The 12906-nt window shown below is 47.7% G+C and carries 8 protein-coding genes; 7 read left to right on the forward strand and 1 reads right to left on the reverse strand.

Translation table 11 applies throughout. From position 1 onward, the window contains the following. Window positions 1-4 precede the first annotated feature (4 nt). Window positions 5-1843 (reverse strand): cache domain-containing sensor histidine kinase, encoded by a 1839-nt coding sequence (locus M3629_RS20605; protein ID WP_251509831.1) that lies wholly within the window; start codon window positions 1841-1843, stop codon window positions 5-7. Window positions 1844-1986: 143 nt separating this feature from the next. Between M3629_RS20605 and M3629_RS20610 the strand changes: the two genes are divergently transcribed. The 7 genes from M3629_RS20610 (at window position 1987) to M3629_RS20640 (ending at window position 12788) form a co-directional block, all read left to right on the forward strand. Continuing rightward, on the forward strand, window positions 1987-2868 hold the full coding sequence (locus M3629_RS20610) for a carbohydrate ABC transporter permease (RefSeq protein ID WP_090918610.1): 882 nt from the start codon (window positions 1987-1989) through the stop codon (window positions 2866-2868). After that, window positions 2868-3704, forward strand: a complete 837-nt coding sequence (locus M3629_RS20615; protein ID WP_090918608.1) for a carbohydrate ABC transporter permease — start codon at window positions 2868-2870, stop codon at window positions 3702-3704. The genes M3629_RS20610 and M3629_RS20615 overlap by 1 nt, the downstream gene beginning before the upstream one ends. A gap of 526 nt (window positions 3705-4230) precedes the next feature. Beyond that, window positions 4231-5532: an ABC transporter substrate-binding protein gene (locus M3629_RS20620; RefSeq protein WP_090918601.1), complete on the forward strand. Its 1302-nt coding sequence runs from the start codon at window positions 4231-4233 to the stop codon at window positions 5530-5532. Window positions 5533-5804: 272 nt separating this feature from the next. Beyond that, on the forward strand, window positions 5805-6464 hold the full coding sequence (locus M3629_RS20625; protein ID WP_251509832.1) for a TetR/AcrR family transcriptional regulator: 660 nt from the start codon (window positions 5805-5807) through the stop codon (window positions 6462-6464). 92 nt (window positions 6465-6556) lie between these two features. Then, window positions 6557-8518, forward strand: a complete 1962-nt coding sequence (locus tag M3629_RS20630) for an alpha/beta fold hydrolase (protein WP_251509833.1) — start codon at window positions 6557-6559, stop codon at window positions 8516-8518. A 461-nt stretch (window positions 8519-8979) separates the two neighbouring features. After that, window positions 8980-9411 (forward strand): chemotaxis protein CheW, encoded by a 432-nt coding sequence (locus tag M3629_RS20635; RefSeq protein WP_167375702.1) that lies wholly within the window; start codon window positions 8980-8982, stop codon window positions 9409-9411. 203 nt (window positions 9412-9614) lie between these two features. Continuing rightward, entirely contained in the window at window positions 9615-12788 is a 3174-nt protein-coding gene (locus M3629_RS20640; RefSeq protein WP_251509834.1) for a DEAD/DEAH box helicase, read from the forward strand. The last annotated feature ends 118 nt before the right edge of the window (window positions 12789-12906 follow it).

The raw sequence follows: 12906 nt of genomic DNA on the forward strand, positions 1-12906 counted from the left end.
TTGTTCACTCTCCCGCGTATAGTTTGACTTGAAGTTTTACACCGCCTGCTTCCAAATTATCGATTTCGATCCTGGCAGGCATGCCGGGATGAGCGTTAAGTGCAAGTCTGCGTACTACATTGCGAAGGCCTATGGATTCGGACATGACAGAATCCGGAGAAGACAGTGTAGATTCTGTCTCTTGGGGGTGTAGCCATTCACGTATCTCAATTAGCTTATCTTCAGGAATAACTGGACCGTTGTTGATCAATTCGATCTCAATCCAGTGCTCGTCAACCCGGCGACTAATGATGGAGATATAGCCTTTTCCTGGCTGTACATCGGCTCCGTGTTTAAAATAGTTCTCAATCAATGGTTGCAATGTCATACGAGGCATCCGAACAGATAATGTATCCTCTGCAAAATCCATGTGTACCTCCAGACGTTCACCAAAACGTTCCTGCTGTAGCTCCAGATACAGCCTAGCATGCTCTGTTTCCTCGCGTAGGGTTACGCAGGTCTGGTCCCGCATGCTGTAGCGCAGCATTTTGGACAGGGAAGAGAGTAGCGTATACGCTCGTTTTCCTTGTTGTTGTAATGCCAGAGTGCCAATGGATTGTAAGGTGTTATATAGAAAATGGGGGTGAATCTGTGCTTGCAATGCTTTGAGCTGGTTCGTCTTGTTCGCAAGTTCAAGCTGGTACTCTCGCAAGATCAAGTTATTCACAGTATCCATCATATCCCGGAAATGCCTCGCAAGTACCCCGAATTCATCATGGCTCGACAGGCGGATATCCACATGGAGGCGGCCTGCTTGAATCTGATTCATGTATCGCATAAGTTGCCTGAGCGGACCTGTAATACGGATAGAAATGAATAACGTTGCCACGATCACGAGGATTAAGGCTGCAATAGCAATCATCGCATTGTTCCAGGTTAACGCGGTCGCTCTCGCATATAACGTTTCATTGGGAATTTCCTTCACAATGGTCCAATCTGCGTAGTTGCTTCCTAGCTGCTGATACACATACATGGAGTGATCTTGTTCAAAATGTCCAGCAGCGTTACGAGCCGAACCCGCAAGGGTTCGTCCATCTTGCAATGCGTTTTCTGCCACTTGCTGCAGATGACCAGCCTTATTGGCCGCTTGTACCTCGGTACGTCCTTGATAAACAATCCGGTTCTGCCCATCGACCACATAGATCTGCTCTTTAGCAGGATCATACAGTCTGCTACAGATCGCAGCAATGCTGTTCATGTTGAGATCGATGGCTAGAACGCCCAGCCGTTCAGGGGAGGGGATATCCCGAATGATCCGATGCAAGGTAATCACCGTTCTTGGTGAATCATCAGGAGAGGCCGCCTTGAAACCATAGGTATGACTCATATGTGCAGATTCTACCCAAATATCCGATCCTACTTCCCCTGTTTTACCGTGCAATGAATCGGAATAAGCTTGCTTGCGTTCCTCCCGTTTTGGGAAAGGGTTCGTAATCAAGGTGGATTGGTTGGATACAAAAGAATGCAGATAGAGCTGAAACACATCCGGTACAGCGGCTCTGATCGTTTGTAACGTTGTATACACCTCAGCAACAGCCCGATAATCCCCCGGCAATTTAGCCAGATTCCGCAAGAAATTAGGATCGTTGTATACGGCGAGTGAAGCTCGTGCTACGTTATCGACGTAATTGTTGAGATTGGTTGAAGCCTGATAAATAAGACGTTTATTCTCTTCCAGTGCCTGTTCTCGCAGGGCTGTTTTCGTCTGAATAAAGGTCATACTGATCGATGCCAGTAGCGGAATCGTCGTTGCGATTAGCATAAAGGCGATGAGCTTGGTGCGGATACTGTAGTATTTGGACATCAGTACACCCCTTCTGGTGACTCGTCAAGAGAGGACAATATTTTACACCCAACTGTTCACGAGTGTCGGTGTTTCCCTTCACGATTTTGGAGTTTAATAGAAAAAGAGACCAATATCATCCATCTATAGAAGGGGAGAACGATATGAAGCATCGCAAATCTTCACAGCTGTTACAGCAGCTTGTGTTCGTGGGTCCCTCCGTTGTATTTTTTATTCTCATCATCGTGGTCCCTTTCCTGCTTGGCATGATGTATTCCTTTACGGATTGGAACGGAGTATCTGCCAGCATTAACTGGGTTGGACTGGATAACTTCGTGCATATTTTTGCAAACGATCCCAAGTTCCAGAATGCATTCTGGTTCACAGTACGCTTCACCGTTGTAGGGGTGATCCTCACCAATGTCATCGGTTTTTTCTTGGCCTACTTCCTGACCAAACCGCTCAAGACGAGAAATATTCTGCGTACGATCTTTTTTATGCCTAACGTAATCGGTGGATTGTTACTCGGGTTTATCTGGCAATTCATATTTGTGAAAGGGTTTTCAGCAGTAGGCGACGTGACGGGCTGGTCCTTCTTTAACCTCCCGTGGCTGGGAGATGAGCCGACGGCCTTCTGGGGAATTGTCATCGTGTTTGTATGGCAGACCGCAGGTTACCTGATGGTCATCTACATCTCATCCTTAACGAATGTCTCACCTGATCTGCTGGAAGCTGCCGAGATTGACGGAGCCAGCCGCGGACAAGTGCTACGGAGCATTATTTTACCACTCATTATGCCTGGTGTAACCATCTGTCTGTTTCTGGCGATCTCTTGGTCGTTCAAAATGTTCGATCTCAACTTGTCACTCACCAAGGGTGGCCCGTTTGGTTCAACCGAATCGGTTGCACTCAATATTTACAATGAAGCCTTCGTGAACAACCGGTACGGAATTGGAACCGCCAAAGCATTTATATTCTTCGTGATCGTTGCCATCATTACCATGGTTCAGGTTCGTTTGACGAAGAGCAAGGAGGTTGAAGCCTGATGGAGACAACGAAAAATTATCGCTTTGGTACCGTAATTACCGAGATTGTGATGGTGTTGATCGGATTGTTGTTCCTGATTCCATTTTACTTCCTGTTTGTGAATTCGGTTAAAACCTTTGGTGACCTGCTTACCAATTCGGCTGCCTGGCCGGAAGTGTTCCAGTGGGGCAACTACGCGAACGCTTGGGAGAAAATTAGCTTTCCATCGGCGCTCATGAACTCGCTGATTGTAACAATCGTCAGCAATCTGTTGCTCGTGCTGATCAGTTCCATGGCCGCGTACCGCATGGTTCGCAGCAATACACGGTTCAACCGGATATTATTCGGACTGTTTATTGCGGCAATGGTGATTCCGTTCCAGTCTATCATGATCCCGCTTGTTACGGTAACCAGCAATCTGGGACTGATCGACAGTCTAGGCGGACTCATTATCTGTTATCTCGGGTTTGGAGCACCGATGTCCATCTTCCTGTTTCACGGATTCGTTAAATCGGTTCCCTTAGAGATTGAGGAAGCGGCCCGTGTCGATGGAAGTTCGGCCTATGGGGTATTCTTCCGCATCGTATTCCCACTAATGAAACCGATGTATGTAACCGTCATCATTCTAAATACGCTCTGGATCTGGAATGACTATCTATTGCCTTCCTTGATCCTGCAAAGTTCCAATCTGCGCACTATTCCAATCGCAACCTTTGCGTTGTTTGGTCAATATACAAAGCAGTGGGACCTGGCGCTGCCTGCTCTAGTACTTGGGATTATGCCGATCATTATTTTCTTCCTGCTGATGCAGAAGTATATCATTCAGGGGATTACTGCCGGGTCCGTTAAGGGATAGTGCGAGGACTGGCCGCTCCGTCATCATGTGCGCTTTCGTTCGCTGTTGCTCCTCGGGGGCCTGAATGATTGAGGCAAGGAAGCCCCCGAGGTTCAAAGGCGAACGCTCCGCTCCTCCAGCGCATCATGATGCCTCCGCTCCTGCCTCGCACGGAGGTAGGCAAAAGGCGCATCTGCCCGCAGGGCCTGGACAGATGCGCCAGAGCAGCAGAACGTGAAATGACAGATTAAAGACGAGATTAAAACAAGGGATACAATGAATGGATTTCTGTAAAAGGTCGAGTAAAAAGACTGGCCTCACCGATATCAAAGGCATAGCGACAAGAGCTTGCTTGACCATTAATCTGTGATCAACTACGCATACCATTTGTGAGGAATTGCGTTAGTTCATCTATATAGTAAGCGAAAGAATTAAAAGCAAGGACAGGGTCATTCTAAACAAACGAAGTACAGCCGGAGTAAGAGGCAAAGTGTACGCAAGAGGTGCAGGCAGTAAAACTGAAACTACTTACAGGGAGAGTGTATCTATGAAAAGAATGACAAAGTTAACATTGCTGATGCTCATTGCTTTTTCAGTCATGCTTGCAGGTTGCGGAAACGGGGACAAAAGCGGTAGTCCCGTGAATACAGATGCTCAAACGGGTGGTGGTGACGCAGCGGGTGGCGCCAAAACGATTAAAATTTTCCAATACAAAGTTGAAATTGCCGAAGCGCTTAATCGTCTCAAAGCAGAGTATGAGTCTTCCCATCCAGGCGTGAAGCTGGACATTCAGACGGTCGGCGGTGGCAGTGACTACGGGGCTGCATTAAAAGCGAAGTTTGCCGCAGGTGAGCAACCGGACATTTTTAACGTCGGTGGATACCGTGAACTCGATACCTGGCTCGAATATCTCGAAGACCTATCTAGTGAACCTTGGGCTAAGGATGTACTGGAAGTGGCCAAAGAGCCGATGACTAAAGACGGAAAGCTCTATGGACAGCCACTCGCGCTGGAAGGGTACGGTTTTATCTATAACAAAGATCTGTTTGCCAAAGCAGGCATCACTGAAATCCCAACAACATTGGAACAACTGGATCAAGCGGCAAAGAAACTTCAGGACGCAGGCATTACACCGTTCTCGAACGGTTATCAGGAGTGGTGGGTGCTCGGGAATCATAACGTCAATGTAGCATTTGCGAATCAGGCCGATCCGGTAAAATTCATTCAAGGTCTGAACGAGGGTACGGAGAAAATTCCGGGTAACCCAGTCTTCGAGGAATGGATCAACTTGCTTGACCTGACGCTCAAATACAGCAACAAAAATCCGCTCACCACAGACTACAACACGCAGGTAACTCTTTTTGCTAGTGGCGAAGCGGCGATGATGCAACAAGGAAACTGGACACAAGTACAGATTGACGGCATCAATCCGGATCTGAATCTGGGTATTCTGCCTATGCCGATTACGAATGAACCGAATGATAAGCTGTTTGTAGGCGTGCCTAACTACTGGGTTGTGAATAAAAACTCTCAAGTGAAGGCGGAGGCAAAAGAATTTCTGGACTGGCTCGTTACCTCCGACATTGGTAAAAACTATTTAACTAAAGAGTTCAAGTTCATTCCGGCCTTCAGTTCCATTCAGGCATCGGAGGAAGAGCTCGGGGACCTCGCAACAGATATCATGAAATATAGTCAGGAAAATAAAACATTAAGCTGGAACTTCAACCGTTTCCCTGAGGGTGTTCCACAAGAGTTCGGTAGCACTATCCAAGCATATGTTGCAGGTAAATCGGATAAAAAAGCATTGCTTGATGCATTGCAGCAAAACTGGGATAGTCTTAAAAAATAAATAAAGTATGTTTACTTGAAGTCAGTTGCAGCTTTTGCAACTGGCTTCTTTGCGTTCTCCACGGTTGCATAGTTTACTTTCTATAAAATGTGGATAACTAAATGCATTTACAAATCCAAAAAACAAACTTTTACATCGGCTTAATACTAGATGTGGATATCCTGTGTGTATATGATCTAAATGTGGACAACTTTTCAGAAAATGATCGTCTGATCTACTTTTATAAACAGCTATGCTTGCTTTTGTTAAAATAGTACTATATAGTTCTAGTTATGAATAACGATAACCATACATCACATCAAGGGACTCCTGAATCTTCTAAACCATCCAAACCTAGAAGCTCCAGTCCCAGAAGTTCTAGTCCAGTTAACCGTACCAAAGCGGTGGAAGTTGCTGCGCAGTTATTCCTCCGGCAAGGCTATGCTTATGTCAGCATGGATGAGGTGGTGCGTGTTAGTGGCGTATCCAAATCCAATATCTATTATCATTTTAAAAATAAGGAGGAACTGCTTCAGGCGGTTGTGCAGTTCTGGATTGCACAATATGAATCAGAGCTGTACTTGCTACTAAGTCAGTGTGAGCGGGGAGTGGAGGAACGGATCAACTCTTTCCTGGAATTGCTCTCGGCAGGTATAGAAAGTAGAAACTTTGAAGGTACATGCCCGTTTGTCACTCTTTATATGCAGGCACCGGAAAGTGCTTCCCTGGCGAAGGAAAGCATCTCGATCTTTTTCCGTGAACTTGTACCTATGGTGGAGAAGCTGTTCCAGCAAGGGGCAGAACGAGGCGAATTCCGCAAAGGAATTGAGCCGGGGGCGGCAGCTTCCTTATTTGTCGTAGCACTTGAAGGTTCGCTGATCTTGGCCGGGACTTCTCGTGATCTGGGTATTATAGAGCAGTCCGCACGTACGTTTTGTCAGATGCTTCGTTAAACGAAGCTCTTTTTTTGAAATTAATTAGTACTAAATAGTACTAATGTGTAGTTTGATAATAAACGAGATCAAGATAAATTGGAGGCATATCGATGAACGAAGCAAGATTAGAGCAAACCGTTCTGTTTATGACAGGTAGTACCGGTTTTATTGGAAAGGAAACAGTCAAACAAATTGTGGAGAAAACAGATATACATATGCTGCTGCTGGTTCGCTCCGAGCGGCGCGCCAGATCAGTTCTGGAGAGTTACGGTGTGAGAGGCTTTGAACGGATTACGTTTATCGAAGGTGATTTATCTTTGACAGGTTTAGGGCTTGTTCGAGCAGATCGTGAACGCATCAGGAAGGCGAATGTCGTTCTTCATGCAGGGGGAACGATGGACATTACGCTGGGACGAGAGACAGCAGAAAAAACCTTTATGCATGGAGCCAGAGAGATTGCTCAGCTGGCTCAGGAGATGAAGCTTGGCGGAAGTCTGCGACATTTCATTCATGTGGTTGGTTTTATGAGCCCTTATGGGCAAGGGAATGAGCAAGAGAAACAGGAACGGGTTGAAATGAATCATGACGGTAACCAAGAGAGTGCTTATGAAGAGATGAAATTCAAGGCCGATGCTTATATAAGGGCACATGCAAAACAGTATGACTACCCGTTGTCCGTGGTAAATCCCAGCACGGTGGTCGGGCCACGCCCAACAGGTGAAACCGAGCAGACTGGCGGGATCGGGTTGCTTATCGGAGCTGTTCAGAAAGGTTTTATGCCGGTTGTACCTGGTGGATCGTCGTACTGGTTGCCACTCGTGGAGAATGATGTGGTGGCAGAAACACTTGTCTTTCTAATCCGGGATGAGGCACCGTTCGGAGGGACTTATCCACTGCTCGCCCGTAAGGAGGAGAGTCCGGACATGAAGGAATTGCTGCATCTGATCACAAAGCAACTGGATGTGCCCAGACCGGCAGGATCATTGCCATTATCCTGGATTCAACGCCTTATGAGCCTTGGTGGAAGTCGTGTCAGCGGTATACCTTCACAGTCACTGGCCTTTATTACAGACAGGACATTTCCGGTAGAGGAGACCGAGGGGCTGATGCAACGAATGGGGAGAACCTGGCCAGATATCCGGGAGCAGCTTCCGTTCATTATTGCTGATCTGGATTACCGGCTTCTGTCCAAGGCTGAAGCTGAGCATAAACATGTTCTAAACGATTATATCCGTGTACGTCTTGGAAATCTGGCCTGTATAGGCTGGGAAGGTGAGGGGGAGCCGTGGGTGATCGTGCATGGTTTGTTGCAAAGTGCCGATGATTTGCTTCCATTAGGGTCACAATTGCGGAAACTTACGGTTAATCCTGTCTGGATCGTTGATCTCGCAGGATTTGGTCGTTCACCTGTTCACCAAGAAAAAGATGCATTTACAGGTCAGGTTAACGCCCTTATAGAAGCCTTATCTGAAGTGCAGGGTCCCATCAAACTCGTTGGTCACTCTGTTGGTGCAGCTATTGCAGCGGCAGCGTTGAAGCGAAGCGGGCGTACCGATATCCGTTTGGCGTTACTCCAGCCTGTTGCGGACAATGTGAATGAGGGGAATAATGGACGTTTAAAACAGGTGCTCCATCTGCCTAGGCGTGTTGTGAGGACATTACTGCGGAGTAAGTCCCGGAGCAGTTGGGCGCGGGTGTTTAGTGCGAGCGGTGAAGAAGTGGTGGATAAGATCAGCGTTACGAGGCTGGCTGAGAGGGTACAAGCCTATCTCCGTTCACCTCGTATAGCGGGTGCACATGTAGATTTGTTGCGGTGGATTCACTTGGGACATCAACAGACGGTAAGCTTTTGGGATGAATTCGGCAGCTTTCAGCAGGGAGTACATGACGCAGATCGACTGGTTGTTTGGGCAGAAAAGGATCGGGAATATCAGTTTCCTGCTAGTTTAGATGCGGGTTGTACAAAAGTGGGAATCCCTTATGGTCACTATTTTCCAGTTTTTCAGGTTGAACGTACAGCGGAAATCCTTCTTGGTTGGGCTGGTGAAAGGGATGTGAATAACAACAGGTAGAAAATGTGGAATCCAGTATTGTTATTGAAAGGCTTTCCACAATATGTCCACAATAGAGGATAAGCAGGCGAAAAACGACAAAGTTTACGTTAGATTTACAAACAAATACACAACATGTCCACATTAAATTTATGAATATCCACATAAATGAAGGTCTATATCCACAGATTGTGAGCAACATGTGCACAACTTATCCACAAATAGGGTATAACTTTATATTTTTATTCACGCCAAGCAAAGTTCAAGAATTATTTAATGAGTTATCCACAGAATTGAGGGTTAAATCGCTTATTTTTCAAAGAAAACGGGGAAAGAGATGTAACTGCGATTCTTCTTGTTGAAAGCCTAAACAATTACGCCAAAATTACCGATACAACATGTAACGACTCATCGTCTAAAGTTCGACAGCCAAAAGCGTGTTGATGATCTGATTTTACGGAATGAGAGGGTATGGGGACATTATGGATGAAGTAATGCAATATATTAATTTCTCGGTGGGAGATCAAATTTTTGCACTTCGCATTGATCAGGTTCATGAAATTATTAGAATGGTAGAGGTTACAACGGTTCCTTTCGGAAGTCCAGAGATCAGAGGATTCGCTTCATTGTACGGTAAGGTAGTTTCTGTCGTGAGTCTTCGTGTATTGCTCGGCATGCCGGAGAAGGAAGATACCTCATCTACACGAATTATCGTAGTCCCTTACAAGAACGGGTATGTGCCTCTAATTGTAGACATGGTAGATTCGGTTGTGACGTATGATCGTTTCGAAGAGCCTGCAGAAGAACACCGCCGCTTTATGCTTGGTGTTTTTGATAAAATCGGGTTCTGTGCGGATCACCGCGCGGGTATTCTGAACCTAGATGTACTGCTCGGAAGTCTGGTCAGATCCTGATCGGATCAAAAATGGTGACCGTCTGACGGCCCGCATCATTAAATGTTTAAACAAAATGTTCCTCATCCGAATAATGGAGAAGGGACATTTTTTTGTACAGAAAAAGAGCGTGATCAGCACTTTTTATACGTAAAGGTTTTTAAATCCGTCCATTTTCGTATATGATGGAGAGTAACAATGCGAAGGGATGACGGGAGACTGTAATGATGCAATCGCTGTATGGAGTATGGCTTGGAGACGTATTTTTTTGTTTTTCCGGTGAAACATCGGAACCGCGCGTAGATGCATGGAGTCACGTGGTGCGAAGGCTGCAATTTGGCGACGGGGGTCGTCTGTTTCAGCCTGCCGCGCTACGTCTTGCCGAACTGCGCTGGCCGAATCCGCTTCGAAATGCGGCAGAAGCCAAAAACGTAAAGCGGAGGCAGTTGCTTGGACGCACGCTGGAAGGATTGGCGGTCTCGCCGAAGGATGCTTTCAGACTGTTATTGCAGTGGGACGACCAGATGTTACGTGCAGCTGGGATTCAAGCTGGAGAAGAGATGCGTTATTGGGTCAAAGCAGCACAGTTCACACAGGAATTGTTGCTACGAGGGGCCATTGCCCCGGCGGCGGCATTTGCCGCTAAAACAGGATCAAGACGGCGAACGGGACAGGAAACTCTCTCAGGGGTATGGCGTCCTCGTTTGCAGCTTGAAGAAGATCAGGAACGTTTTAAAAACCTTGCTGAATCGATGCCTCCCATTGCGCTGTCAGCGCCGGGGGCCTATGCCTCTACGGAGCCGGAGACACGTGAGGAAGCGGCAGGGACGGTATTGTTTTCATTTATGAGCGGCATCATTCATGCAGTGGTAACAAATGAACTGGAAGGCATGGATAGTGAACTTTCCCGTTACCGGACATCGTTCAGACGCGGCTCTTCACCGGTATCTGAGCTATGGTGGAACAGTCTGATCTCCATATTCCGCCCAGTCACTGTACAAGGTCCGACAGAGGATATGGCGGATTTCGTGGAAGCGATCCATGAAGCGGGGGGGACAACGATGCCTGCACTTGGTATCGAAGAAATGCCGCCTGTGGAAGGGAAATTTAGACTTGTCCTGCGTTTAGAGCCACCGCTGGGAGAGCAGGAGACCGTCTGGGGGATCAGTTTCTGGGTGGACAGTGATCAAGAAGCGGGCCTTAGGTTGCCTGCACGAAGCATTTGGGCACATCCGGGGCGTGATCTGGATCGGGGAAAAGTCTACTATGCCTCTGTGGCAGAGCAGTTACTAATGGCCATCGGTCGGGCATCTGAGTTGGCACCAGAACTGGAAACGGCTTTGCTGCATGCTCGTCCCGAGGGAATACAGCTACAGCAGCAGAACTTTTTTGAATTTCTTACCCATGCGGTTCCCAAGTTACAGAAGGCTGGGGTAACGGTTCTAATGCCGTCAAGATGGAGTCGTGCGGGGAAACGACGTGCAGGTCTGCGTTTGCAGATGATGAACGGGGCACCGGAGCGTCAACCTGGAACTGTGTCTACACTGGGCATGGAGCAGCTCGTTTCCTTTACAGCAGAGCCGATGCTGGATGGCAAGCCGATTACGGCAGAGGAACTTGCCGCACTGGCTGAATCTACCGTTCCCTATGTTATGTTTCGCGGGGAATGGATTGAAGTGGATACAAAAGAGATTCGCCAAGTGCTTCGATATATGAAAAAAGAAGAAGAACAATACATGCCGCTTTCTGAATGGCTGCATCTAGCCGCAGATGAAGGGGAAGATTCGATTTGGAAAGGGATGTCTGTTTTCGGTGCTGAATCCGAAGGCATGCTCGCTTTCCTGCTTGAGGGACAGGTGCTTCGTAACATTGAACCTCGCCGAGTGCCAGCGGAGTTGCATGGTGAGCTGAGACCGTATCAGGAACGTGGATTTCAGTGGTTATCTGCCATGGGTGAACTGGGCTTCGGGGTATGTCTTGCCGATGATATGGGACTTGGAAAAACGATTCAGGTCATCACTTGTCTGCTGGATCGGAAAGAAGAGGAGCGTCAGGCTGCACTGCAAGAAGCACAGGAGTCCGGTGTTGATCCAAGTACAGATACGCCGAAGGTTCAATGGCCTACACTTATTGTCTGTCCAACCTCGCTACTGGGTAACTGGCAGCGTGAGCTGAAGCGCTTTGCTCCAAACTTGTCACTGTACATTCATCATGGTGGGCAAAGGCTGCATGGAGATGCTTTCGAAGAGGAAGCACAGAAGCATGACATTGTGCTCACGACTTATCATCTGGCTGGCCGTGATGGCCCGGATTTGGCTTCGTTGCACTGGTCAACCGTTGTGCTGGATGAGGCACAGTATATTAAAAATTATCGGACGAAGCAGGCACAGAGTGTTATGCGGCTGTCCACTTCTCATCGCATTGCTATGACAGGAACACCGGTAGAGAACCGGTTGAGTGAACTTTGGTCTATTTTTCAATTCCTTAATCCGGGATATCTCGGTACATCTTCTTCGTTCCGCCAGCGGTATACAGGTCTGGCCCCTTCGGAAGAGAACGCGGCTTCGCTCCGGGAACTGCATCGACTGGTGTCGCCGTTTATGTTACGCAGGCTGAAGAGTGATCCGGATATTCGCAAAGATTTGCCAGAAAAGCTGGAACTGAAATCCTATTGTTCACTGACACCGGAGCAGGCGATTCTGTATCAACGGGTCGTGGATGATCTCATGGGTGGTCTGGATGGACGGAACGGTATCGCACGTAAAGGGATCGTGTTGTCCTCTCTAACCAAGTTGAAGCAGATCTGTGATCACCCTGTTCTGGCGGACAGCAGCCGGAAGGAGCATGGCAAGGCCGAAGCATCTGGCAAAATGGAACGATTGCTCGAATTGCTGGATGCTATTCGGGATAATGGAGAATCGGCTTTGATATTTACCCAGTATGTTGCGATGGGGGATCTGTTGGTTTCCAGACTGAACCGGCGTTATGAGGAAGAGCCTTACTTCCTGCATGGTGGGGTTTCCAAGTCACAGCGGGATGAAATGGTGGAGACATTCCAAAAAGGGGAAGGCCCGTCTATGTTTGTCCTGTCTCTTCGTGCAGGCGGCGTGGGTCTGAACCTGACACGGGCAAGCCATGTCATCCACTATGATCGCTGGTGGAATCCGGCAGTGGAGAATCAGGCGACAGACCGGGTATTCCGCATCGGGCAGAACCGCAACGTTCAGGTACACAAGTTGATCTGCCAGGGTACACTGGAAGAACGAATTGATGAGCTGATTGAGAGCAAGAAAGCTCTCTCCGAGCAGGTTGTAGGTTCGGGTGAAAACTGGCTGACCGAGATGTCAGACGATGAACTGCGTAGTCTGATCTCGCTTCAAGGAGAGACTTGGTTGTAGATTAACACTGAGGTATGTAGTGGATAAGGTTATTCACACTACATTTGAATGTTTGGCAATGAAGGCAAAATCGGCTTGTTGTTGGCAAAGTTGGTTTGCATGATCAATGAAGAGAGGG

Origin of the sequence: Paenibacillus polysaccharolyticus, from assembly GCF_023714295.1 — a bacterium.
Classification (GTDB): Bacteria; Bacillota; Bacilli; order Paenibacillales; family Paenibacillaceae; genus Paenibacillus; species Paenibacillus polysaccharolyticus_A.